The organism is Desulfovectis peckii, from assembly GCF_055391705.1.
Genome location: NZ_AP042409.1, coordinates 763,769 through 789,233, shown reverse-complemented (window position 1 = coordinate 789,233; position 25,465 = coordinate 763,769). Strand labels below are relative to the sequence as shown.

At 45.7% G+C, this 25,465-nt stretch carries 23 protein-coding genes; 9 read left to right on the top strand and 14 right to left on the bottom strand.

The window, feature by feature from the left end; translation table 11 throughout:
• The first annotated feature begins 40 nt into the window (after window positions 1–40).
• The 3 genes from ACZ5NG_RS03950 (at window position 41) to ACZ5NG_RS03940 (ending at window position 1,658) form a co-directional block, all read left to right on the top strand.
• Complete coding sequence (locus ACZ5NG_RS03950; RefSeq protein ID WP_464252701.1) at window positions 41–181, top strand: hypothetical protein; 141 nt, start codon at window positions 41–43, stop codon at window positions 179–181.
• 462 nt (window positions 182–643) lie between these two features.
• Complete coding sequence (locus ACZ5NG_RS03945; protein ID WP_464252700.1) at window positions 644–1,360, top strand: AzlC family ABC transporter permease; 717 nt, start codon at window positions 644–646, stop codon at window positions 1,358–1,360.
• Window positions 1,350–1,658 carry an AzlD domain-containing protein gene (locus tag ACZ5NG_RS03940; protein WP_464252699.1) on the top strand — a complete coding sequence of 103 codons (309 nt, stop codon included), beginning with the start codon at window positions 1,350–1,352 and terminating at the stop codon, window positions 1,656–1,658. The genes ACZ5NG_RS03945 and ACZ5NG_RS03940 overlap by 11 nt, the downstream gene beginning before the upstream one ends.
• Before the next feature lie 118 nt (window positions 1,659–1,776).
• On the opposite strand, the gene ACZ5NG_RS03935 is transcribed toward ACZ5NG_RS03940, so the two are convergent.
• The 3 genes from ACZ5NG_RS03935 to ACZ5NG_RS03925 form a co-directional block, all read right to left on the bottom strand.
• On the bottom strand, window positions 1,777–2,898 hold the full coding sequence (locus ACZ5NG_RS03935; RefSeq protein WP_464252698.1) for an aminotransferase class I/II-fold pyridoxal phosphate-dependent enzyme: 1,122 nt from the start codon (window positions 2,896–2,898) through the stop codon (window positions 1,777–1,779).
• Window positions 2,899–2,919: 21 nt separating this feature from the next.
• Window positions 2,920–3,381, bottom strand: coding sequence for a ribonuclease HI (gene rnhA, locus ACZ5NG_RS03930; protein ID WP_464252697.1), 462 nt, complete (start codon window positions 3,379–3,381; stop codon window positions 2,920–2,922).
• Between the two features lie 137 nt (window positions 3,382–3,518).
• Window positions 3,519–4,190 (bottom strand): DUF1287 domain-containing protein, encoded by a 672-nt coding sequence (locus ACZ5NG_RS03925; protein ID WP_464252696.1) that lies wholly within the window; start codon window positions 4,188–4,190, stop codon window positions 3,519–3,521.
• Window positions 4,191–4,301: 111 nt separating this feature from the next.
• On the opposite strand from ACZ5NG_RS03925, the gene ACZ5NG_RS03920 reads away from it, so the two are divergent.
• The gene (locus ACZ5NG_RS03920) at window positions 4,302–6,605 is read left to right on the top strand and encodes a LysM peptidoglycan-binding domain-containing protein (RefSeq protein WP_464252695.1); all 2,304 of its coding nucleotides are present in this window, start codon (window positions 4,302–4,304) and stop codon (window positions 6,603–6,605) included.
• A 481-nt stretch (window positions 6,606–7,086) separates the two neighbouring features.
• On the opposite strand, the gene ACZ5NG_RS03915 is transcribed toward ACZ5NG_RS03920, so the two are convergent.
• Window positions 7,087–9,120, bottom strand: a complete 2,034-nt coding sequence (locus ACZ5NG_RS03915; protein WP_464252694.1) for a RecQ family ATP-dependent DNA helicase — start codon at window positions 9,118–9,120, stop codon at window positions 7,087–7,089.
• A gap of 202 nt (window positions 9,121–9,322) precedes the next feature.
• Here ACZ5NG_RS03915 and asrA point away from each other — a divergent pair, with 202 nt between their 5' ends.
• The 4 genes from asrA (at window position 9,323) to hcp (ending at window position 13,725) form a co-directional block, all read left to right on the top strand.
• Entirely contained in the window at window positions 9,323–10,339 is a 1,017-nt protein-coding gene (gene asrA / locus ACZ5NG_RS03910; protein WP_464252693.1) for an anaerobic sulfite reductase subunit AsrA, read from the top strand.
• Window positions 10,332–11,132 (top strand): anaerobic sulfite reductase subunit AsrB, encoded by an 801-nt coding sequence (asrB, locus tag ACZ5NG_RS03905; protein ID WP_464252692.1) that lies wholly within the window; start codon window positions 10,332–10,334, stop codon window positions 11,130–11,132. Before asrA ends, asrB begins: the two co-directional genes overlap by 8 nt.
• A gap of 16 nt (window positions 11,133–11,148) precedes the next feature.
• Window positions 11,149–12,135: a sulfite reductase subunit C gene (gene asrC / locus ACZ5NG_RS03900; RefSeq protein ID WP_464252691.1), complete on the top strand. Its 987-nt coding sequence runs from the start codon at window positions 11,149–11,151 to the stop codon at window positions 12,133–12,135.
• 303 nt (window positions 12,136–12,438) lie between these two features.
• A complete protein-coding gene (gene hcp, locus ACZ5NG_RS03895; protein WP_464253104.1) occupies window positions 12,439–13,725 on the top strand; it encodes a hydroxylamine reductase in 1,287 nt (428 codons plus the stop codon).
• Window positions 13,726–13,866: 141 nt separating this feature from the next.
• Here the strand turns inward: hcp and ilvA are convergent, their stop codons facing one another.
• The 5 genes from ilvA to ACZ5NG_RS03870 form a co-directional block, all read right to left on the bottom strand.
• Window positions 13,867–15,078, bottom strand: coding sequence for a threonine ammonia-lyase (gene ilvA / locus ACZ5NG_RS03890; RefSeq protein WP_464252690.1), 1,212 nt, complete (start codon window positions 15,076–15,078; stop codon window positions 13,867–13,869).
• A 311-nt stretch (window positions 15,079–15,389) separates the two neighbouring features.
• Window positions 15,390–15,977, bottom strand: a complete 588-nt coding sequence (clpP, locus tag ACZ5NG_RS03885) for an ATP-dependent Clp endopeptidase proteolytic subunit ClpP (RefSeq protein ID WP_464252689.1) — start codon at window positions 15,975–15,977, stop codon at window positions 15,390–15,392.
• A 50-nt stretch (window positions 15,978–16,027) separates the two neighbouring features.
• Entirely contained in the window at window positions 16,028–16,381 is a 354-nt protein-coding gene (locus ACZ5NG_RS03880; protein ID WP_464252688.1) for a DUF134 domain-containing protein, read from the bottom strand.
• 107 nt (window positions 16,382–16,488) lie between these two features.
• Window positions 16,489–17,223 (bottom strand): TIGR03915 family putative DNA repair protein, encoded by a 735-nt coding sequence (locus ACZ5NG_RS03875; protein WP_464252687.1) that lies wholly within the window; start codon window positions 17,221–17,223, stop codon window positions 16,489–16,491.
• A gap of 2 nt (window positions 17,224–17,225) precedes the next feature.
• Entirely contained in the window at window positions 17,226–18,518 is a 1,293-nt protein-coding gene (locus tag ACZ5NG_RS03870; protein ID WP_464252686.1) for a putative DNA modification/repair radical SAM protein, read from the bottom strand.
• Window positions 18,519–18,741: 223 nt separating this feature from the next.
• Between ACZ5NG_RS03870 and ACZ5NG_RS03865 the strand changes: the two genes are divergently transcribed.
• On the top strand, window positions 18,742–19,269 hold the full coding sequence (locus tag ACZ5NG_RS03865; protein ID WP_464252685.1) for a nitroreductase family protein: 528 nt from the start codon (window positions 18,742–18,744) through the stop codon (window positions 19,267–19,269).
• Between the two features lie 337 nt (window positions 19,270–19,606).
• Here ACZ5NG_RS03865 and ACZ5NG_RS03860 read toward each other — a convergent pair whose 3' ends face one another.
• The 5 genes from ACZ5NG_RS03860 to spoIVA all read right to left on the bottom strand — a co-directional run bounded on the left by ACZ5NG_RS03860 (window position 19,607) and on the right by spoIVA (window position 25,260).
• Window positions 19,607–20,827: an aspartate kinase gene (locus tag ACZ5NG_RS03860; RefSeq protein ID WP_464252684.1), complete on the bottom strand. Its 1,221-nt coding sequence runs from the start codon at window positions 20,825–20,827 to the stop codon at window positions 19,607–19,609.
• Window positions 20,828–20,931: 104 nt separating this feature from the next.
• Window positions 20,932–21,834 carry a homoserine kinase gene (gene thrB / locus ACZ5NG_RS03855; RefSeq protein ID WP_464252683.1) on the bottom strand — a complete coding sequence of 301 codons (903 nt, stop codon included), beginning with the start codon at window positions 21,832–21,834 and terminating at the stop codon, window positions 20,932–20,934.
• 7 nt (window positions 21,835–21,841) lie between these two features.
• Window positions 21,842–23,131: a homoserine dehydrogenase gene (locus ACZ5NG_RS03850; protein WP_464252682.1), complete on the bottom strand. Its 1,290-nt coding sequence runs from the start codon at window positions 23,129–23,131 to the stop codon at window positions 21,842–21,844.
• Between the two features lie 43 nt (window positions 23,132–23,174).
• Window positions 23,175–23,624 (bottom strand): ACT domain-containing protein, encoded by a 450-nt coding sequence (locus ACZ5NG_RS03845; protein WP_464252681.1) that lies wholly within the window; start codon window positions 23,622–23,624, stop codon window positions 23,175–23,177.
• Window positions 23,625–23,781: 157 nt separating this feature from the next.
• Complete coding sequence (spoIVA, locus tag ACZ5NG_RS03840) at window positions 23,782–25,260, bottom strand: stage IV sporulation protein A (RefSeq protein ID WP_464252680.1); 1,479 nt, start codon at window positions 25,258–25,260, stop codon at window positions 23,782–23,784.
• Window positions 25,261–25,465: the final 205 nt, after the last annotated feature.

The following is a 25,465-nucleotide window of genomic DNA, read 5'->3' as shown; positions in this document are numbered from 1 at the left end:
CGGGTAAGCTAATAAAAAAATTAATTAAGGAGGTTTTTTTATGGCTGAAGAAACAAAAAACCCCAGCCCGCTGGCCGGAACAATCTGGGGCTATCCCAATGTCGGCTTTTGGATAGTTCACGTAATAGGCGTAATATTAGTCGGCTACTTGGGATATTACATTCTGTCTGTTATGGACTAGCTAAAAGGGGCTATAGAGCGGCCCCTATATTTTATTCCTTTTTTGCCTGCCTGTAAGGGGTTCCAGCCCCCGCCCGTTATCGCAAATGCAACGTTACTTAAGCGGGCCGGCGTGGAAACCGGCCCCTACATCTCACCGATAATTTGGTCTTTCAATTGTAGTGCAGGAAGAAGCATGCCTGACCGGTCATACAGAGAGTTTTTTGTTTGCTGCCAAGGCATTTGATTTTATGCTTTCAATTAGCGGCGCCCGGAGGCGGCAGAGCTCGTTAATTTATATGCGCCGGCGTGTTTGCGAAGGTAAATGCCTTGGCAGCCTAAAACCGCCTTTCCTAATTGGTGGGAACGGCCTTTACCGCTGTTCTGACAAGTGAACAAGTACCAAAAAATTTATAAATTTTATATTCTCTTTGCGCTCTTTAATGTATAATTATACATATTACTTGTATGGAGGCCGTTTTTGATGAACACAAACTTTACAGCATGGCAGAGAGGGATAAAAGACGGCATTCCCATTTGTTTGGGGTATTTTGCTGTTTCCTTTTCCTTCGGAATCATTGCCAAGGAAGCCGGCCTGCACCCGTTTCCGGCAGCATTAATGTCAGCAACTAATTTTACCTCAGCCGGGCAATTTGCCGGGCTTACTTTAATCGTCACAACTGCTACCTATTTAGAAATGGCAATTGCTCAACTAATTATTAACTCACGATATATTTTGATGTCTTGTTTACTGTCACAAAAGATTGACCACAATACACCGCTATGGCAGCGTATTGTCATGGCTTTTGGTGTCACAGATGAAATTTTCGGGTTAGGAGTTGCCGTTAACGGCAAGCTAAATCCTTATTATATTTACGGGGCGATGAGTGTTGCTTTGCCCGGCTGGACATTGGGCACCCTTTTAGGAGTGGTTTCCGGAAACATCCTGCCGCCAAGGATTGTCAGTGCTTTAAGCATTGCTTTGTACGGCATGCTGTTAGCTATAATCATACCCCCAACCAAAGGCAACAAATTGCTTGCTACTATTATCTTAATTTCTATGACCGCCAGCTTGTTGTTCGCAGTACTTCCTCTGCTGAACACCCTTTCATCAGGTGTTAAGATCATTCTGTTGACAATTTTAATTGCCGGCATTGCAGCGGCATTGTTCCCGGTAGAGGAGGATACTAATGAAGGATAATGTCTATACCTACATATTAGTGATGGCAGTTGTGACTTATCTGATCAGAATGCTGCCGTTGACGCTGATTAGAAGAGAAATTAAAAATACTTATATTAAGTCGTTTTTATATTATGTACCCTATGTAACTTTAGCGGTAATGATCTTCCCGGCCATACTGGGGGCCACCGCTTCCCCTTGGTCGGCACTTGCCGGCTTTATTGTAGCCGTTGTTTTTGCCTATCACGGCGCAAGTTTGTTCAAGGTATCTATTTTAGCCTGTCTTTCTGTTTTTGTAGTTGAACTTTTTATATATTAGTTAGATACATTGTCAAACAGGCCGGTGAATATTCTCGGCCGTTGGCCGGCCTGCTCCTTCAATAACCAACGGCCGAGAATAATCATTGCCGCTTTTTCTAAGTACAATGCCCTACTTTTTATTTCATCAGTTGTTCTATAAATTTGCCCAGTACTGCTAAACCGGCGGCAAATTCAGCCGGTTCTTTGCCGAAACCAATGCGCACATGTTTCGGCCGATTGAAGGTGGATCCGGGCAGCAGCAATACGCTGTGTTCCTCTGCTAAGCGGCGGCAGAAATCGTCCGCGTCCATATCCGGTTCTAACCGAGGAAAAGCAGTAAACCCGCCGCGGGGCGGCACCCAAGAAAACACACCGGGATGCTGATCGCAAAACTGCTGCCAAAGCCGGATGTTTTCTTTCGCTTGTTGTATTTTTTCTGCCAAAATTTGCTCCCTGTATTCAATGGCAATGGCCGCTAAAAACTCTGCCGGGGCAGCATTGCACATCGTGGTATAATCACGCATGGCCGAACAAGCAGCCAAAAGCTCGGTATTTTGTGCTGCCAACCAGCCAATTCTTAAACCGCCCAGTCCCCAGGGCTTGGTAATATCGCCGATGCTAATCGCCCAGGGTGATAAATCCGCTGCCCGGGGCAGTGCATCTTCCGGGTGATAGACAATTCCCGCATAAACTTCATCCGATACTAAGTAGCATTTATGTTTTTCTATGATCTCAATTAATGCCTGTTGTTCTTTGCGGGTAATCATGGCACCGGTAGGGCTATGAGGAAAATTAACCACTACCGCTTTGGTGCGTTCATCCATTAACGGCGGCAGTGCTTCCAGGTTTAAGGTAAAATTCGGTTCCACCAGCGGCCAGCGTCGCACTTCCGCTCCCACCGCTTGCGCTACTTCAAACAGCGATTGATAAATCGGATCCAGCACTATTAGGTTATCCCCCGGCTCAACTAAAACGTTCATTAATAAAAATATTGCCTCAGAAGCGCCGGTAGTTACCTGCACCTGCTGCGGGCTTATTTTATGGTAAAGAGTGCTGATTTGCTCACGCAGTCTGGGGTCACCGGGGTTTTGCGTATAATCCAAATCTAAACTTAGGTATTCGTTAGCAACATCTAAGCCGGCCAGGCGCAGCAGCCGCGTAGTATTGGTTGATGAAGCGCAGCTGGCACAAAGGTTATGTTTAACTTCAAACTCATACTTGGCAAACCAGCGTTCAAGCAAGAATGGCTTAAGTTGCAAAGTAATCACTCCTAATGACAGTTATCGTTGTATTATATCTGTTTGATGTGGCTGTTCTTTTATTGCTTTGACTGCCAACTCGTCACAGCGGTTGTTAAACTCGTTCTCGGCATGGCCTTTTACCCAAACCCATTCCACTTGGTGTTTTTCTAACAGCTCAAGCAAAGCCATCCATAAATCTACGTTTTTAGCCCGCTCGTTTCTATTGCGCATCCAATTATTGGCCTGCCATTTTTTTACCCAGCCTTTTGTTATTGCGTTTACCAAGTACTGACTGTCGGTATAGAGGGTAACTTGGCATGGTTCTTTCAAAGCTGCCAAACCCTTAATGGCTGCCATAATTTCCATCCGGTTGTTGGTTGTGTTGGCATAAGCGCCGGACAATTCTTTTTTATGATCTCCATACAATAAAACCACCCCGTAACCTCCCGGTCCGGGGTTGCCGGAACAAGCACCGTCAGTATATATTTCTACCTTTTTCATGAACAAACCACCCTATAATCAATAATTATGAGACCGTTATAAAAACAGCCGTGCTATATTTTACCACACTAAAATAACCGGTTACAAATTTAATAAAAATAAGATAAGTAATTTAAGGTAATAAAAAATCCCGATTATTAGTTATTATCGGGATTGGGAAAACGAAAGTGGTGAGTAATGGGCGACGGCCAGGATAGCAGACAATCCTCTTCCTGCGGCACCGGCCCGGCGTTATGGATGATTAAGGGCACACCGTCACGCCGGCGCTTATCGGATACAATAGCCACGTGCTCATAATTTGGCCCAAACATAACAATATCCCCACCCTGCCATTGTTTTAAATTTTCGGCATCCCAAGGTATAACTTCAGTGGTTAAACTTTTGCCATACCGACTAAAGAAAACAATTTGATTTTGCACCCGGCGAAAATCAATATTAGGATCAGGACTGCCGTTTACTCTGGGGTAGTGACTTATATTTTGAGCAATGTCTTGATCCATCATTGCTTTTAAGTCATAACCGGCGTTTTTCAGAGCGCGCCAAACCACATCAGTGCACACCCCTTCATTCTCCGGCGGATAACCACCGCTGTAATAAGCATCACGGTAACGGGGTTGGTTAGCTACCTCTTTTCTGGCCCCTTGTACTATGTCATCGGCGTCATATATTCCGTCGGTATCTTTGTCTACTGCTGCTACTATTTTCTCTACCTCACATTTTGGCAGCAAATTTACCCCGCTTAAACCAAAAAACAAAACAGCCAGCACTGCCGCGGCAATTGGCAGAAAAACAATTTTAATAACTTTCATAATTTGAATCCCCTAAAAAGATTTTTATATTTTTTGGTCGACATCAATCACTCTTCTGACTGTTTCTACGTAATATGTGATAGAACCTCTGAATAGGAGCTGATAAATATCATGAGTGATTTAACCCGTCAACCGCCCTGCGAAAGCGGAATTTTTTACACCATTAGAGCGGGCGACACCTTGTTTGCTATTGCCCGCCGCTTTAACGTATCCTTAGATGAACTAATAAGGGTAAACCCGGGTATTGATCCCAATAATTTACGCATCGGTCAAAGAATTTGTATACCGCGGGCAATAGATGGCGAATGTCCGGAGGGCTCATTTGCTTATACCATCAGATCCGGTGATACCTTATTCCGGCTGGCGCAACGGTTTAACACTACCGTTAACGCTATTTTAGAAATTAACGCCGGCATTGACCCCAATAATTTGCGCATCGGCCAAGTTATTTGTATCCCCGGTCAAGAACCCGGTGTATGCGGACCGGGCACTCGGGAATATACTATTCAGGCCGGCGACACCTTCTTTAGACTGGCCCAGCGCTTTGGTGTCGGTGTAGATGAAATCATTCGGGCTAACCCCGGCGTTGATCCCAATAGACTTAGAATCGGTCAGGTAGTTTGCATCCCAATCGGCACACAGCCTAACTGCCCGGGAGGCACCATTTATAACGTCAGACCGGGCGATACACTGTTTAATATTGCCCGCCGCAATAACATTACGTTAGAGCGTTTGCTGCAGGCAAACCCGCAAATTCAAGATCCGGATAACATCTCGGTAGGCCAGCCAATCTGTATTCCCGGACGGGCTACAGTTCAGGAACAATCAGCATCGGCAGATGTTGAATCCCGCCAGCAGCCGGACTGCCCGGGAGGAAGACTTTACACCATTAGAGCAGGCGACACTTTCTTCACTATTGCGCGCCGATTTAATGTATCGGTAGATGAATTAATGGATGCCAACCCCGATGTAGAACCGGATAGATTGCGCATCGGCCAGGTAATTTGTATCCCGGGTGTTGATTCGGACAGATGTCCGCGTGGAACAATGCCGTACGTTATTCGCGCAGGAGACACCTATTTTGCTATTGCCCGCAGATTTGGCACTACCGTACAGGCCTTAATTGATGCAAACCCCGGTGTTGATCCGAATAATTTACAAATCGGTCAAACAATTTGTGTGCCGGTAGCACCGGGACCGGGAAGATGTCCCCGCGGCACTTTTGAATACACCGTACAAGCAGGCGATACCTTTTACTCTTTGGCACAGAGATTTAATACTACGGTAGTAGCAATTGCGGCCGCAAACCCGGGGGTTGATCCTGATAATTTACGTGTCGGGCAAATTATCTGTATTCCCAGAGTACCGGATCCGGGGCCGAGACCATGCCCACGGGGGACATTTGCTTACACCGTCAGAGCAGGTGACACCTTCTACAGCTTAGCCCAACAATTTGATACAACTGTAGAAGCTATCAGAAGAGCTAACCCCGGCGTTGATCCAGATAATTTGCGTGTGGGTCAAATCATCTGTATACCGGGATCACCGCAGCCCAGATGCCCGCGGGGTACTTTCGAGTACACCGTCAGAGCAGGCGACACTTTCTTTAGACTGGCCCAGCGCTTCAACACTACCGTAGAGGCAATCAGAAGGGCTAACCCGGATGTTGACCCCGATAACCTGCGCGTCGGCCAAATTATCTGTATACCGGAAACTTCTGAGCCGGGCAGATGCCCGCGGGGTACCTTTGAGTACACCGTCAGGGCAGGCGACACTTTCTTTAGACTGGCCCAGCGCTTCAACACTACCGTAGAGGCAATCAGAAGGGCTAACCCGGATGTTGACCCCGATAACCTGCGCGTCGGCCAAATTATCTGTATACCGGAAACTTCTGAGCCGGGCAGATGCCCGCGGGGTACCTTTGAGTACACCGTCAGAGCAGGCGACACTTTCTTTAGACTGGCCCAGCGCTTCAACACTACCGTAGAGGCAATCAGAAGGGCTAACCCGGATGTTGACCCCGATAACCTGCGCGTCGGCCAAATTATCTGTATACCGGAAACTTCTGAGCCGGGCAGATGCCCGCGGGGTACCTTTGAGTACACCGTCAGAGCAGGTGACACTTTCTTTAGACTGGCCCAGCGCTTCAACACTACCGTAGAGGCAATCAGAAGGGCTAACCCGGATGTTGACCCCGATAACCTGCGCGTCGGCCAAATTATCTGTATACCGGAAACTTCTGAGCCGGGCAGATGCCCGCGGGGTACTTTCGAGTACACCGTCAGAGCAGGCGACACTTTCTTTAGACTGGCCCAGCGCTTCAACACTACCGTAGAGGCAATCAGAAGGGCTAACCCGGATGTTGACCCCGATAACCTGCGCGTCGGCCAAATTATCTGTATACCACGGACATAAGTTTAGCCTTTTACAATACCGGCGGTTTGTTTTTGGAGAGCTGCAGCACTGCCAGTTCGCAGTGCTGCAGCTGCCCGCTTATCACCAATGTAATGTTTCCTAACGGGTCGGCCTGCTTGCCGACCCCTACATTTTACCGATAATTCTTCCTTTCACCTGCAAGGGCAGGGTTCCGCCCCTGCCCGTTTTCGTAAATGTAACGTTACTTTGCCGCCATGGCATTTACAATACGTAAAGAAAACTTAGGTTCCGGCCAGCCCTTTAGGGCGTAGGCGAAAGCTTTAGTTTTCTGATCGAAAGCATAAGGTCAAATGCCTTGGCGTCTTTTATCGCAACGTTTCTTTACGGGTCAGTATGCCTGCCGCCCCCATTTTATCGCTAACACTTCCTTTTTCCCGCCTGTGGGGAGAATCTCACCTCCGCCCGTTCTCGCTAGATGCAACATTTCTTTTCGGACCGGCAGGAAATAGCACATCAATGCTTACTTATGGTAGCCAATAATGGCCAATAAATCTGCGCCGTACTGTTGCAACTTTTTATCGCCGATACCGGGAATGCGTGCTAAGCCCTCCATTGTGGTTGGCTTAACAGCGGCAATTTCCTCTAACACCCGATCGTGAAAAAACAAAAAGGGCGGTTTTTGAAACTTTCTGGCTAAGCTGCTGCGGTATTCCTTCAACGCCGAAAGCAGCCGATCATCCGGCTTTTTAGAGGACGGGCTTGAGCTTTTTACAGCCTCCGGCGGCAGCGGCAGTGGGTTGCCCAGCGAAATCGCTTCCCATCCTTTAGGAGTAAGCTCCACCACCGGATACCGGTCTCCATCAACCATCAAGTAACCGTCACCAAGCAGTCGATCCACCATGGCTAAAATCGCCGCCTGGGAGTGTTTCTTTAGTCTTCCGTAATGGGGCAGCAAGTGATAATCCCGCTCCAGAATGTCTTTGGCTTTAGAGCCTTGAAGAATGGCTGCCAGTTTTGTGCGCCCTACGCCATATCGCAATTGACGCACACAATGCAGCACTTCCAGCGGTTCAAAGGAATACTCTTCTTCCTCCTTATCCGCCACACTGCAGTTGTCGCAGCAATTTTCCGGGCGATTTTGCAACTTTTCGCCAAAATATTTTAGCAGTACCTCCCGACGGCAGTATCCGGTGTTGATCCAGTTCACCAGGGCAGCCAGTTTGCTGCGCCGCTCCATCTGCCGTTTATGTGCTTCTGCCAGTATCCCTTGTGCTATCTTGGGGCCCATTGCCACCTGTCCGCTGGCAACTTCCATGTACTCTCCGTTCCGTTCCACCAGCGACATTACACCATGACGTTCCAATGCGCTAATCAGCAAACGCAAACGGTTTTCATCCAATTCTACATTAGCTAATTCAGCTAAATTTAAAACCGCATGCCCGTTATTTAAAGAACGCTGATAGGCCTTCCATAAAATTACCAAATGCTCACGAGTAATGGCATCGTTATCAATCATCCACTCCTGCAAAGCACGGTCACGTTTGGTATAAAACAGCGTGCAGCGAGCCGGCAGCCCATCCCGGCCGGCCCGTCCCACTTCCTGATAATAAGCCTCCAGACTGGCCGGAATGCTGTAATGCACCACAAAGCGAATATCCTGCTTGTCAATGCCCATGCCAAAAGCATTGGTAGCCACTACCACCGAATATTTTCCGCTGATAAAGCCGTCCTGCACCTCAGCCCGCTGGTCAGCACCCATGCCGGCGTGGTAGGGAGCGGCATTGATTTTCAGGCGGGAAATTAAATACTGTGCCACTTCTTCCGTTTCTTTGCGCGTTGCGGCATAAATAATGCCGCTACCCGTTTCTTGAGCCAATACTTTGGACAGCATTTTTAATTTTTCTTCCCCGTTATCCAGACGCTTTACCGTTAAATAAAGGTTAGGGCGATCACTGCCGGCCACCACTTTGGCTGCCCCTTCAATGCCCAACTGTTTTAAAATATCCTGCTGCACCCGCGGTGTGGCAGTTGCAGTAAGTGCCAAAACGGTCGGCCTTTTGGGCAAACTGTTAATAAAATCTTTCAAAAATAGATAATCGGGGCGAAAATCGTGCCCCCATTGTGAGATACAGTGTGCTTCATCTACTACTACCATTTGCGGCGGTATTTCGGAAATTAAATTGATAAAACTGCGGCTGCGCAGGCGTTCCGGAGCCACGTAAATCAGTTTGTAAAGTCCGCGCCGAATGCCCTGCATGCGCTCGCGCTGTTCTTCCCAGGTTAATTGACTGTTTAACAAAGTGACCTGATGCAGGTTTAGGGTATGCATACTGTCTACTTGGTCTTTCATTAATGCTACCAGCGGGGAGAACACCAACGTTACCCCGGGAATCATTAAAGCGGGCAGCTGATAACATAAAGACTTGCCGCGCCCGGTAGGCATTACGGCTAACAAATCCGTACCCTTTAGCACTTGTTCGATTACCTCACGCTGACCGGGGCGAAAATCAGCAAATCCGAAGTATTTATGTAAAGCTTTAAGTAGTTCCGGCAAGACAATACTCTCCTTAACTTATTTATCCATTTTCATTGTAATATATCTTCCCTGGGCTTGTCCATTGTGGGGCGGGTTTCTACCATCAGTGCAAAGTTTGTTTTGGGGCGAGTTTTTTTACTAAACTATGATCTAAATCATGAACAGTTAACCGGGTTTATGTTAATATACATTAAACATTATAAGAAAGGTGGCGAAAAATGTGGGTTACCAGTTTACAGCTGACGCCTTTAATAGGCTGTTGACAGATTTGAAGAAAAGTCACCGTATCTACGCACCGGTACTTTTAAAAGGCAAAGGGCGTTTTTCCGACACCGATGTTGTCGGCTACGGTGAAATTGAAAAGATAACGGATGTGGTTTTTGATCGCAAAAGCTACTTCTCTCCGAAAGAAGTTTATTATCCAATTAATCAAACACTGTTTTACTTCACTGAAGATGAATATCGCGAGCCGAAAATTGCTCAAAAGCCGATTGTTATTTTTCTGCGTTCATGCGACATCCATGCAGTTGAGCGGCTAGATAACATAATGCTAAAAAACGGCCCCTATCCGGATTACTACTATCAGCAATATCGCAGCAAATTAAAATTTATTTTGATGGACTGCCCGACTGAATTTGACAACTGCTTTTGTTGTTCTTTTGGCACTAATTCTACCGAAAACTACAGCGCCTCAATACGCAAGGAAAAGGACATCTATCTTTGTGATGTTAAAGAAGACATTGACGGCCTGTTTTCTCAATACGGCACCGCTTGTGAGGTGCAGCCGCTATTTGTTACTGAAAACAAGCTGTCTGTTAAGATACCGGAGCATTTAGATTTGGCTAAAGTGATCGAACATCCGATGTGGGATGAATACACTTCCCGCTGTGTTGCCTGCGGACGCTGCAACACTTCTTGCCCTACCTGCAGTTGTTTTACCGTGCAGGACATATTTTATGTCGACAACCCGCAGTGCGGCGAAAGACGGCGAGTTTGGGCCAGCTGTATGATTGACGGCTTTACCGACGTAGCCGGCGGACACAGCTACCGCAAAGAGCTGGGGCAGCGCATGCGTTTTAAAGTAATGCACAAAATCTCTGACTATAAAAGACGCTTTGGCGTACCAATGTGTGTTGGTTGCGGCCGCTGCGAAGATGTCTGCCCGGAATATATTTCCTATGTGCGCTGCGTCAATAAACTGGCGGATATAGCCGAGGAGGTGGAAACTAATGGCTAATAATTACTACCTGCCGGTGAAGGCCAAAATATTGGATATTAAAAAGCAAACCGACGTGGAGTGGACTTACCGCTTAGAAAGCAATTTCCAACCCAAATGGGGACAGTTTGCCGAGGTATCTATCCCCGGTGTGGGTGAATGCCCGATATCTATTAGCGACTATGGAGACGGTTATATTGAAATGACCATTCGCCGAGTGGGTAAAGTTACTAATGTCATTCATCAATTAGAGCAATCCTCCCACTTGTTTATTCGCGGGCCTTACGGCAATCACTTCCCGGTACCCGATTTCTACGGCAGCCATTTAATTGTCACCGCCGGCGGCACCGGACTGGCACCGGTAAAAAGTATTATTAATCACTTTTACCGCCAGCCTGATTTGCTTACCAAAATGGATTTGTTGGTTGGGTTTAGATCACCGACAAATGTGTTGTTTAAAGATGAATTAGAAGCTTGGAGCAAAAAAATCAATGTCATCGCCACCGTGGATCAATTGGACGGACAAGCCGATTGGAACGGACGCGTTGGTTTAATCACTAAGTTTATACCGGAGTTGGATATTCCCCAACCGGAAACTACCAAGGTGGTAGTGGTAGGACCGCCGGTAATGATGAAATTTTCGGTACAGGAATTCCTAAAACGCGGCATTCCGGAAGACAACATTTGGGTTTCCTTTGAGCGGAAAATGTGCTGTGGTGTCGGCAAATGCGGACACTGCAAAATTGATGACACTTATGTCTGCTTAGAAGGCCCGGTGTTTAATTATCCGAAGGCGAAAAAGCTGCTGGATTAGATTGGGGGGTGAAAATATGTCCATTAATACGAAAAAAGTTATTAAAAACGCTTGGCGCATTACTAAAGACAGAAACCTTACTTGCTTACGCATAAGAGTGCCCGGAGGGCATCTGCCGGTAAAGTATTTCAGCTTAATTCAGGAAATTGCAGAAACTTACGGCAACGGTACGGTACACATTACTACCCGCCAAGGTTTTGAAATACCGGGTATCCCCTTTGACAAGATGGAAGAAATAAATGCAAAAATTGCTCCATTAATTGATGAGTTAGAAGTAAACATGGGTGTGGCCATTGACAACCCCAAGGCAGGGTATCCCGCCGCCGGCACACGCAATGTTACCGCTTGCATCGGCAATCGGGTATGTCCTAATGCTGTTTTTGACACCACTGCCTTGGCCTATCAAGTAGAAAAAGTAATTTACCCCAATGATCCCCATGTAAAAATTGCCATTACCGGCTGCCCAAACGACTGCAGTAAAGTACACATGCAGGATATCGGTATAATCGGCCAGGTGGAACCGGTTTACGATCCTTCCCGGTGCATTAGCTGTGGTGCCTGCGTGAAAAACTGTCAAAAGGTTTCTACCGGAGCTTTAACCAAAGAAAATTTCAAAGTAAGAAGAGATGCCAACCGCTGCATCGGCTGCGGCGAGTGCGTGTTAAAATGCCCCACCGGAGCTTGGACACGGGGCGGACAATACTTCCGAATGGTCATTATGGGCCGCACCGGCAAGAAAAACCCGCGCATTGCCCGCACGTTCTTAGACTGGGTAGATCGGGACACGGTGCTTAAAGTGTGCGAAAACCTATACACCTACATTGACAAGCATATTGACCGCACGCTGCCCAAAGAGCACGTCGGCTATATTGTTGACCGCACCGGGTTTAACGTGTTTAAAGAGTATGTGCTGCAAGGAGTAACGCTACCGCCAAAAGCAAAAGTAGCCGGTTATATCGACTTCGGCGGCTATAAATACGATCGCAATATTTTTATGGAGTAACATACGGGCAGGAAGCTTACCTGCCCGTTTTCATATTTATATAATTTCATCCTGGCCATAAGAAGCACACCTGCCTGCCCTCATAAATACATCCTTTCTTTGGGGGGCCGGTGTTGTTAGAACAGCGGTAAGAATGTGATCAAGATCATACACTCAGTGTGATCTCCATCATATTCCTCAATTATTTAACCCGGTATAATTTAACCATAATCAATGAAAGGTACGTAAATAAAAATTAGGAGGGAATTTATAATGATATCTTTCTTCAGTAAAGAAAACAAAAAGCAAAAAGAAACGCGGGAAATGTTTTGTTACCAATGCGGTCAAACACCCAAGGGCGGCTGCACTAAAATAGGTGTTTGCGGTAAAAATCCTGATTTGGCCAGCTTGCAGGATACTATCATCTTCGGTTTGAAAGGTGTAGCTGCATATGCTACTCACGCCAGACAGCTGGGCTACACCGACCCGGAAGTAGATGCCATTATTCAAGAAGCGCTGTATTCCACACTGACCAACGTAAACTTTAACTTACAAGAAACCATTAACATGGCTATGAAAGTGGGTACAGCCACTGTAAAAGTAATGGATATGCTGGATAAAGCACATACTAAGTTACTTGGCGTGCCCCAGCCGGTAACGGTAAGCTCAAATAAAATTGAAGGTAAGTGCATTGTAGTTACCGGTCACAACCTGTTTGCCCTGAAAAAACTGCTGGAACAATCAGAAGGCAAAGGGGTAAACGTTTACACTCACTCTGAAATGCTACCGGCCCACGGTTATCCGGAACTGAAAAAATACAAGCACTTAAAAGGTAACATTGGTAAATCATGGTTCGATCAAAGAAAATTATTCGAAGAATTCCCCGGTGCTATTTTAGCAACTACCAACTGTGTAATGCCAATTCGCGGCAGCTATGCTGACCGTTTCTTCACTTATGATGTAGCCGGCCTGGAAGGCGTAACTAAAATTGAAAACGATGATTTCACCCCGGTAATTGAAAAAGCACTCTCTTTACCGGAAGCTAATATAGAATCTGACCAAGTAATGGTTACCGGTTTCCACCACGAAACAGTTTTAGGGTTGGCTCCGGAAATTATTGAAGCAGTTAAAGCCGGAAAAATTAAACGCTTCTTTGTCATTGCCGGCTGCGACAAACCCGGTAAAGGCAACGATTACTATCGCGAACTGGCTTTGTCCCTGCCGAAGGAATGTGTAATTTTAACCACTTCCTGCGGTAAGTTCCGGTTCAATGACGTAGACTACGGCACCGTACCGGGAACCAATATTCCACGTTACATTGACTTAGGACAATGCAATAACTCAATTTCCGCAGTAAAAATTGCCGTTGCTTTGGCCGAAGCTTTTAACTGCTCAGTTAACGAGTTGCCGTTAACCATTGTGCTCTCTTGGTTTGAACAAAAGGCCGTTGCCATTTTGCTTGGTTTGTTCAGCTTAGGTGTACAGAACATTTACATTGGCGCAACCCCGCCGGAATTTATTACCCCCGGCGTACTGAAAGTACTGCAGGACAACTTTAATCTTAAACTAATCGGCGACCCCAAAACCGATTTGGTTGAAATGCTGAAGTAAAACTTTAATAATTAGCCAACTACCACAAAATTGACAAACCGAAGCTTCCCTTAAGCCAATTAAGCTTAAGCGGAAGCTTCTGTTTGTTTAAAGTTGGTTGTTACGGCTCATATTTACCCTCTGTCTGTGCCTTTGCCAATACTACATTCTTCTCGTTACCTGATACCCATGCTGCCGCAGTTTGGTCAGTAATTCTTGTAAATGTCGGTTATCTTTAGTTTCCACTACTAAATCTACCCGTGCCCAGTTTAGTTCTGCCTCCATCGTGATGCGGTTGTGGTGTATCTCCACAATATTTGCCCCTATTTCAGAAATAATGCGCAACATATTATGCAAGCTGCCCGGCTGATCAGGAATGACCGTGGTCAGTTCTGTTTTGCGGCCGGCTTTGGCCAAGCCGCGATCGACAATTCTGGATAATAAATTTACATCGATGTTTCCACCGCTGATTACAGCCACTACTTTTTTGCCGGGCATTTTTAAACAGCCGTTTAACACTGCGGCCATGGTCACTGCTCCGGCGCCCTCAACCACCAGTTTAAAATGCTCCAACAACAGCAGTATAGCGTTGGCTATTTCGTCCTCTTCCACGGTAATAAAGCGATCTACATATTTGTTGGCAATTTCAAAGGTATGTTCGCCCGGCATTTTTACCGCAATACCGTCGGCAAAAGTAGCTGCACTGTCTAAGCGGCTCACTGCTCCCTTCTCTACAGAAAATTTCATTGAAGGAGCATTAGCCGCTTCGACGGCAATAATTTTAATTCTCGGGTTAATTGTTTTGGCTGCCAGCGCAATACCGGCAAGTAGTCCGCCGCCGCCAACCGGCACCAAAATGGCGTCGGTATCCGGCAGTTCCTCAAGTATTTCCAACGCCAGTGTACCCTGACCGGCAATTATGTAAGGATCATCAAAGGGGTGAATAAATACCGCTCCGGTTTGTTTTTGTATTTCTACAGCTTTAGCATAACAATCATCATAGTTAAAACCGTGCAGCACCACATTGGCACCATAACTTTTAGTGGCTGATATTTTTGATAACGGCGCGGTTTCCGGCATTACAATGGTTGATTTAATGCCAAATTCCGCTGCCGCCAGTGCCACCCCTTGCGCATGGTTGCCGGCTGAAGAGGCAATTACCCCTTTTGCCCGCTGCGCCGGTGTTAAATTATATATTTTATTATAAGCACCGCGCAGTTTAAATGAACCGGTACGCTGAAGGTTTTCCAGTTTAAGGTAAACATCACTGTCACATAAATCACTAAACGGACTGTTTATAATGTCGGTTTTACGCACTACATGGGCTAATACTTCGCGGGCTGCTTTAATATCTTCTAAAGAAATATTAGCCACATGTTCACCCCCAAGGCGTTTTAAATTAGAGTGCCCCCAAGAGTAAAAAATAATAATTATTTCCTTTCGCCTCTTAAATGCACCGTTTCTTGAAGGGCTGCCAAGGCATTTAACCGAAGGTTTCTGAACAATAACAATTCCATTAAACCATTAATGTATTTTTGGCAGAAAAAAAGAACGGCCTTGACCGTCCCGCTTATCTGAACCAGCGGCACGGTCAAGGCCGTGTCCTCCCTTTCACCTATATGGGCAGGGTTCATCCCCTGCCCGTTTCTTTAAATGCTCCCAGTAATGCAACTCCTTTGTCGGTATTACTTTTTCCGCGCAATCACTCGATCAATTATGCCGTATTTTCGGGCCTCTTCGGCTGACATAAAGAAATCGCGCTCGGTGTCCCTTTCAATCCTCTCTAGGGGTTGACCGGTATGTTTAGCCAGCAACTTATTTAACGTAGCCTTCATGTATAATATTTCTCTGGCATGAATATCAATATCTGTTGCCTGACCTTGAGCACCGCCAATCGGCTGGTGAATCATAATCCGCGAATAGGGCAATGCAAAGCGCTTGCCCGGTGTTCCGGCAGCCAATAAAAAAGAACCCATGCTGGCGGCCTGACCCATACAGATGGTAGAAACATCACATTTAACGTACTGCATAGTATCATAAATGGCCATCCCGGAAGTAATTACACCGCCGGGAGAATTAATATACAAATAAATGTCCTTTGTCGGATCTTCAGCTTCTAAAAACAGCATTTGAGCAACTACTAAATTAGCTACCGGGTCATCAATCGTCCCACCTAAAAAAATGATCCGATCCTTTAAAAGGCGGGAATAAATGTCGTACGAGCGCTCCCCACGGCTGGTTTGCTCCACTACAAAGGGTATTAATCCTGACATCTCCACTCCCCCCATCTGCATAACAATATTTAATTATAGTATATTAAGTATTAAAAGTTTTGCCCTTTATTCCCTCTCCTTCGGCAGCGCCTGCCTCCGGGTGAGCCATCACCGACATGTTTGTAATTGCCTCCTTCAACTCTGATGGCCTTACCTTCTACCAATGCTTCGGCAACTTTCTTGCGGGCAGCAACTAAGATGCGATGAAAGGTCGGTCGGGATATCTGCATCCTTTCGGCACACTGTTCTTGTTCCAGTTCCTCTAAGTCTTTTAAGCGAATCGCTTCCAGTTCTTCTATATTCAATGATATTTCTTCCAACTTAACCAACGGTACACCGGCAGGTTTAAAATAAGTAATTTCCGGTATAAACTCAACCCGTCTGCACTTCGGTGGTCGCGACAAACCCCCATCACCCCCTTGGCAATATTTTAAGGCATTTTTTGAACATATGTCAAAGAAATCCTACAATTATAGCAGTTGCGAATTAACCTTTATTTAAAAAGCTAAAACTACTGCTTTTCAGTTAGGTGTTTCCAGTATCTGGTAGGCATAAACTGCCGCATAAGTTTGGGATTTTCCCGCTCGGGCAGGCCGGCTGTTTTATAATAATCCCGCCATAAATTTTGATAAAAAGTTTCCTGCTCTGCTAATACAAAGTTTTTATCGGCCAAAGGGGTTAAAATCCACTCCTCACAGTTATAAAGGGCAGCCAAATTCCGACGCAAGTCGTGAATAACCCATTTTTGATCGGCAAATCGTTTGGCAAAGTGGGGTGCCAGCAAACCAACAATATTATAATCCGGCTCAATGGGGGCGTAATAAATACCGCCTGCCAGCAGTTGAAAGCGTATTAAACCCAACATGCGGTGTTTTTCTCGGCTCACCTTCTGGCTGACATCGTGGACTTTTTTTACATGCTGATTAGTAAGATGTAAATCTACTGCTTTGCCCACTTTAAACCCCAGGCGCAGATAATGATAGATATCGTTTTCAATTCCTTTTAACTCGGAAAGATAAGCCCGATAAACCGCCCTTAGTGATACCGGTGATATTTTTTTGATAATTGCCCGGTAAACTTTATCTGCCTTCGCCAGATCTGTTGTAATATCGACCGGACTGATAAATAAGCCTTCACGGTACTGCCGGCGCGGCATAATCACATCCGGTTTTTCATGATGATAGTAAGCCTGATATATCGCGCTGAGCAGTCCTTCAAAACTGCCGTCATAAAGATAGTAATTCATAATTATAACTCTCCTGTCACCGCAGTAAGCATATCCTGCGCATCCGGCAGCGACAGCTGATCGGAAAATAAAGTAAGCTGCCGGTATTTTGTTTTTTTACCGCTTATTAGGCGGTTTCTTAAGGTATCTTCTCTGTAGGGGGCATCTCCGTAATATTTGCCTTTACAAGTAATAAAGTAGCGCGCCCGTTTAAGCACCACGCCCAGCTTTGACAAGTGTTCATAGCTAAGGGGGCCCACTTTGCGGGCGGCAATTATCTTTTTCGCCGACTTTATGCCGATTCCCGGCACACGCAATAGCAGCTGATAATCTGCCTTGTTTACTTCCACAGGAAACAGGTGCAGATTCCGCAACGCCCAACCGGCCTTAGGATCCAGCTCTAAGTCTAAGTAAGGGTTGTCATCGCTGAGCAGTTCACCGGCTGAAAAGCCATAATAGCGCAAAAGCCAGTCGGCCTGGTACAACCTGTTTTCTCTTACCAGTTGGGGTTTGGCATCCTGCGGCAGTTTCGGATCATTGGAAACCGGAATATAAGCGGAATAATAAACCCGTTTTAACCGATAGCTTTTATAAAGGGCCTCAGTCAACCTGATAATTTGCAAGTCATGTTCTGCAGTTGCTCCTACAATTAGCTGCGTGCTTTGTCCGGCTGGGACAAAGGGTTGCACCTTTTTATAGCGCCGTTTATCATGCTGATATTCTAAAATTTTGGCATGAATGCCACCCATCGAGCTTAAGATGAGGGATTTTTTCTTCTGCGGCGCCAGTAATTTTAAACTTTTTTCGGTAGGCAGTTCAATATTGGCGCTCATGCGGTCAGCATATTTTCCGGTTTCGGCAATCAGTGAAAAATCCGCTCCGGGAATGGCCTTTACATGAATATAGCCGTTAAATTTATATTCCCGGCGCAGCAAACGCACGGTATGCAGCAGCAGTTCCATAGTGTAGTCACTGTTTTTTAGTATCGCCGAGCTTAAAAATAAGCCTTCTATGTAATTGCGGCGGTAAAAGTTTATCGTTATATCGGCTAATTCCTGCGGTGTAAAAGTAGCCCGCGGCAGATCGTTGGAAACCCTGTTTATACAGTAAGCACAATCAAATGTACAGCAGTTGGATAATAAAATTTTCAGCAGCGACACACAGCGTCCGTCAGCGGTCCAGCTGTGGCAAATGCCGCTGGCGGCAGCGTTTCCGATTCCATTTGGAGTATTTTTTCGCGAGCTTCCGCTGGACGAACAAGAAACGTCATATTTGGCAGCGTTGGTTAATATTTTAAATTTTTCGGCCAAATCCATAATTGCACCTCAAAACAGAAAGTATGTTCTGGTAATATTATAGCACCGTTTATTATTGCTAAAAACCACAACCGCTAAAAGCATAATTTATCTCTTTCTGTTTTAAATAAGCCGGCTCATTGCTTTTCTGCTTTCTGTCAGCTTGTCTGCACCATAAAAAGATTTGTATAATATTCCATAATGTTAAAAAACTAACACCAACGGTTTGGGAGTGATTTAAGATATGACATTTTTAGAGCTGGCGAAAAAAAGATATTCGGTAAGAAAGTACAGCAATCAGCCTGTAGAAAAGGAAAAATTGTTGCAGGTTTTGGAAGCGGCCAGGCTGGCTCCTACTGCAGTAAATTATCAACCCTTCCGGTTTATCGTACTGCAGGATGAAGAAATAAGGAAAAAAGTAGCCGCCACTTACAGCTTAGATTGGCTGCAGCAGGCACCGATAATTATTGTGATCTGCGGGGATCACAGCCAATCCTGGCGGCGGGCTGACGGCAAGGACTACTGCGATGTCGATGCTGCCATTGCCATTGATCATATGATGTTGGCAGCTGCGGAACTTGATCTAGGTACCTGTTTTATCGGTGCTTTTAACGCTTATGAGTGCAGTAAGATACTGGGGCTGCCCGCAAACTTAGAACCAATTGCCTTGCTGCCCCTGGGCTATCCGGCCGATCGCGGCCAAGTGAAGAAAAAAAGAAAGGAATTGGAGGAGCTGGTGCACTGGGACGGTTACAAGAAAGATGGCAAATAAGTAAATGAACATAATATTAAACCGCGTTTATCGTGTTTTGAAACGTCAAGCTCATAAAAGGCAGGGAAGCATCCCTGCCTTTTACGGCGAAAGGTAATATTATCCCCGGAGGATTAGCGCCGAGGACTGTTGCCGCCCGGCAGCCGGAGGCGGTAAGCCCGTTTATTTCTATGCGCCGGCTAATCGAAAGCATAAGTTCAAATGCCTTGGCGGCTTAAAAGCAGCGTAGCATTGGCGAGAAAGGGCAGGTAAATTTGTCCCTACAAGCAAAAAGCTGAAGTACTGCATAGCTTTATCTCGCAGCACTTCAGCCCCTTTATTGGCGTACATAATCTACTTACTCCAGTTTATCCAGGGCAAATTTTTTGTGGATAGCTTTTACCGCTTTTTCTGCATCGCTTTCTTTCACTACACAAGAAACTTTTATTTCCGATGTAGTAATCATATCGATGTTAACTTCTACCTCAGCCATTGCCTCAAACATTTTAGCGGCAACACCGGGACGGCTGATCATTCCGGCACCGACAATGGAAACCTTGGCCAAGTCTTCGGCATGGGTATAACCTCGAAAGCCAATTTCTTTCTCTAACCTTTCCACTACTGTCAGCGCCTTGCGCAGGTCATTGCGGGCAATGGTAAAAGAAATATCGTTAACGTTATTACCGCGCATAGCACTTTGAATAATCATATCAACGTCAATGTTTTCCGCTGCCAACGCATCAAATATTTTATAGGCAATGCCCGGAATATCGGGAACCTCAAACAAACCTATTTTAGCCACGTTGTAATCATAAGTAACGCCGCTGACAATTAAATCTTTTTCCATCTTTTCGACCTCCTGAACAACGGTACCCGGGTTGTCATTAAAACTGGAGCGGACATGCAACGGTAAGTTGTACATTTTAGCCAATTCTACCGACCGCGGATGCAGTACCCCGGCACCTAAGCTGGCCAGTTCAAGCATCTCATCATAAGAAATGGCACTTAACTTACTGGCTTCAGGTACAAGCCGCGGATCAGTGGTATAAACTCCGTCAACATCGGTATAAATCTCGCAAACATCTGCCTTCAATGCCGCTGCTAATGCCACCGCTGAAGTATCAGAACCGCCGCGCCCCAAGGTAAAGATTTCGTTGTTTTCATCTACGCCTTGAAATCCGGCAACAATAACTATTCGCCCACATCTCAGCTCATTTTCTACCCTTTTGGTATCTATCGCGGCAATTTTAGCTTTATTATGCACAGAATTGGTTTTAATTCCGGCTTGAGCACCGGTAAGGGATATGGCCTCAAAACCCAACTCCTGGATGGCCATCGCCAACAGCGCGATCGAAACCTGCTCTCCGGTACTGAGCAGCATATCCACTTCCCTTTCGGAAGGTTGAAGGGATATTTTTTTCATCAAACTAATTAACTCATCAGTAGTATCGCCCATTGCCGATACTACCACTACCAGATCATTTCCTTCTTTGCGTCTTTCCACTACGCGGCGTGCTACCCGCTTAATGTGTTCAGGAGTAGCAACCGAACTACCACCGTATTTCTGCACTACTAACATTTATAAATATTCACTCCTGCCTCATATGTATGCGGTGTTTTTATAATGTAGTATTTTACTGCAAAAAGATATTTCTCGCAAGCAAGTCAATAAAAGATAAAAGTTTAGATCCTTTCCAAGGCTCGTGCTCCGGAAGCACTGGGTTCCAACACCATTACTTTAGCCATTACCCCGTTCTCGTGGAAAGTTTTGCGCATTACCTGAGCAATTAAATCAAAGTTATCATCAGCTAAAGCAATAACTGTCGGCCCCGCACCTGATAAAACCACACCTTTAGCCCCGGCCAGTTTTGCCGCCGCCAGCACTTTTTTCATACCGGGGATCAGCGCTGCCCGGTAATTCTGGTGCAGGCGATCCTCCATCGCATAGCTTAGTTTGCTTAAGTCACCTTGACAAAGGGCCGCCACCAACAATGCCGTGCGGCTCACATTAAACACTGCATCTGACAGCGATACCTGTCCGGGAAGTACTTCGCGGGCTGAACGGGTTGACAATTTAAAGTCAGGAACCGCCACCACAGTTTTTAGGCCCAAGGGTGGCTGAATTTTTGCCCACTGCACTTCCCCCTCCACTGCGGCAGATACCACAATACCGCCGAGCAGTGCCGGGGCCACGTTGTCAGGGTGCCCCTCCATTTCCGTAGCCAAAGCGAGCAATGTTTCAGTACTCAATTTGCTGCCGGCAAGTTTATTGGCAGCCACAATTCCACCGACAATGGCAGCCGCACTGCTGCCCAAACCGCGGCTGAGGGGTATCTGGTTGGTCAGCTTAATCTTCAAACCGGAGGGTTGATAACCGGTCTGTTCAAAAACTTTTACCGCTGCCCGGTAAACAAGATTCCTTTCATTGCGTGCAATATCCGAAGCTCCGTCTCCGAATATTTCTATAACCAAACCCTTGGGAATCAACTGCATCTCTACGGTATTGTAAAGTTTCAGCGCCATTCCCAGGGTATCAAATCCCGGTCCTAAGTTTGCCGTTGTCGCCGGTACTTGCACACGAATCATTTAATCCCTACCCTTCAACGCGAATGACGTTGGCAATTTCCTTTACACAGGAAAGTTGCCGCAGATCACTTAAGGCGTCCTGCATATTTTCCTCTTTGGTTTGATGAGTAACCAGCACCAGTTCAGCTTCCGAACCGGCTTTATCTTTTTGGATTACCGAAGCCAAACTTACATTCTTGTTGCCAAATACTAATGATATAGAAGCCAACACGCCCGGTTTATCAACTACTACCATGCGCACATAAAAGCGGCTGACAGTTTCCGTCATCGGTTTAAGCGCTTTTTGAGTATAACAAGTACAGCCAATGATACCGGGCACGTTATGTAGCAAATTACGTGCGGCATCCATAATATCCGCCACCACTGCACTGGCGGTAGGCAGTTCTCCGGCACCGCGGCCAAAAAACATTGTTTCCCCTACCGCGTCACCTTTAACAAATACCGCATTAAAAACATCATTTACTGCGGCCAGAGGATGGTCCTGAGGTATCAGCGTGGGATGCACACGCACTTCAATGCCGTTGTTATCCTCTTTAGCAATGCCCAATAATTTGATAATGTATCCCAATTCTTGGGCATATGCAATATCATGCCTGGTGATTTTAGAAATACCTTCCACAAAAACATCATCTAAAGTAATGCGAGTGTTAAAAGCAATTGATGAGAGAATGGCAATTTTGCGGGCTGCATCATATCCCTCAATGTCACTGGTGGGGTCAGCTTCCGCATAGCCTTTTGCTTGGGCCTCTTTAAGTACTTCGGCAAAATCTGAACCTTCTTTAGTCATCTTGGTCAACATATAATTGGTTGTCCCGTTAATTATGCCAAAAACCTGTTCTATATTATTGGCTGCTAAACTTTGCTTCATTACTTGAATAATCGGTATTCCACCGGCTACACTGGCTTCAAACAGCAGGTCACAGTTATTTTCTTCTGCCGCCTGATACAGTTCTTTACCATGGGCGGCTATCATATCTTTGTTGGCAGTAACCACACTTTTACCCTTATTTAAGGCGTTGAGCGCATATTCCAGCGCCGGATGTATTCCGCCCAGCACTTCGACAACAATTTCAATTTCCGGATCATTTATAATGTCGTCAATATTAGTTGTTAAGATATTTTTTTCCAATTCCAGTCCGCGATCTTTGGTCACATCGCGCACTAAAATTTTCTTAATTTCTATTTTCGCTCCGATGCGAGAGCTTATAGCATCGGCATTTTTTGTGAGCACCCGATAAACCCCACGCCCTACCGTGCCCATTCCTAAAAGACCGACTTTAATTACTCTGTCCGACATTGTATTCCCTCCGCTTCCACCATTGGTTTTATAAATAAATTGATTAATTTTGACCGACTACTACCACTCTTCTAACACCGTCTAATCTTTTTATAATGGCTACTAACTGTTCTAAATCCCCTTTCAGCTCTGCTGTTTCAATGGTAAGTGTTACGCCGGCAACCCCTTCCCAAGGAACATTTTGGTTAATAGTCAGCACATTTCCATGTACTTGGGCAATGCTGTTTAAAAGATTAGATAACACACCGGAGCGGTGCTCCAATTCCAGTGAAATGGTAACGACTTTCCCCCTGCACCACTGAGAAAAGGGAAATACACCTTCTTTATACTTATAAAATGCACTTCTGGACAGCCCTACTTTTTCTACCGCTTCATTTACCGTAGCAGCTTGTCCTTTACGCAGCAATTCTTTTGCCTGCGCGGTCTTTAAAATTGCTTCAGGCAAAATGTCTTCCCGAACCAAAAAAAAACGGGCATCTTTTTTAGCTGCCAATCCTATCTCTCCATTCTGTCCTTGTGGGGTGGATTAATTTCTTTGTATGGTAGACATTATATCATTAATGCCCGTAAACGACAATATTTTTTGTTTATATATTAGACATAAAAAAGCTTCCGTCCAACTATAAAGCTGTGACGAAAGCCTAAATTTTTTATATAATTATACAGATTAATCCACCACCGCCGTCGTTTACTATCCGCTGCAGTGTTTCCTGTAACTTAACTTGCGCATTTTCCGGCATCCGATGCAGCTTGTTTTGAATGCCTTCTCTTACCAAATCATGCAGGCTCTTGCCAAAGATTTCCGATTTCCAGATTTTCTGCGGGTTATCATCGAATTCTTCCAGCATATATCTTACCAGTTCTTCGCACTGTTTTTCCGTACCGATAATCGGAGTTATTTCAGTGGTAATATCGGCTTGAATTATATGCAGCGAAGGAGCACTGGCCTTTAGTTTAACCCCAAAACGACTGCCCTGGCGAATTAACTCCGGTTCTTGCAGGTTCATCTCATCCAACCTGGGGGTAACTACACCGTAGCCATGCTCCCGCACCTCTGCAAAAGCATCGGCAACTTTGTCCCATTCACGTTTTGCCACTACAAACTCCCGCATCATGCGGAGAACATCTGCCTCATCTTTAACTTCATACTCGATTTCTTCAGACAGTACTTGATAAAACAAATCTTTTTTACCCACCATTTCAATGCTGGCCGAACCGGTGCCCATATCCATGCTGAGCAAGTTTACTTGTTCAACAAAATCATAATCGGCCAATGCTTCCACGGCGGTTTCTATATCACGCAGCCGGCGCACGTGATGAACAGTGGCTTTAACGGCATCTTCAAATTTATCCCTAAGCCAATGTTTGGGTTCCAACTCTTCAATCCAAGAAGGCAGGTTAATGCTCACCTCATTCACCGGGAACTCAAAGAGAATTTGCTCCAGTATGTAAAGAATGTCTTCTTGAGTTAATTCCGCTACGTCAACCGGCAGCACCGGAACATCATATTTATCCTGCAGGCTTTGTGATAAATTGATTACCTCATCCGAGTGCGGATGAATGGAATTCATTAAAACCACAAAAGGTTTGCCTAACTCTTTAAGTTCCGCAACTACCCGCTCTTCAGCATCAACATAATCTTCCCGGGGAATATCAGTTATTGAACCGTCAGTAGTTACCACTACCCCGATTGTAGAATGTTCGGCAATTACTTTGCGAGTTCCGATTTCAGCCGCTTCCTGGAAAGGAATTGGGTCTTCAAACCAAGGCGTGGTTACCATCCGCGGCCCATCTTCCTCTTCGTAGCCCAGTGCCCCCTCCACCCGGTAACCTACACAGTCAACCAGGCGCATTTTAACCTGTAAATTAGGACTAATGGTAATCTCAACTGCTTCATTGGGAACAAACTTCGGTTCCGTGGTCATAATGGTGCGACCCGCGCCGCTTTGAGGCAGCTCATCCTTTGCCCGTTCTCTTTCATGTATATTTTTAATATTAGGAATAACCGTCAATTCCATAAACCGTTTTATAAATGTAGACTTGCCGGTACGCACACCACCGACTACGCCTAAATAAATATCTCCGCCGGTACGTTCAGCAATATCACGGAAAAGATCTATTTTTTCCATGCACACGCTCCCTCCTTTAGAAAGAATATATAATAAAACCTATTTTATTTAACGTATATATAAAATCGCGCATCCCTCCTCCGCCAGCAATAGGGTTATCCGGCGTCGGGCAGTCCCGTCAGAGTGATTTTTTTCCAGTAACATACAATAACACTATATATATATGAGCAGCCAGCGATAATATGACAACCAGTCATCAGACTAT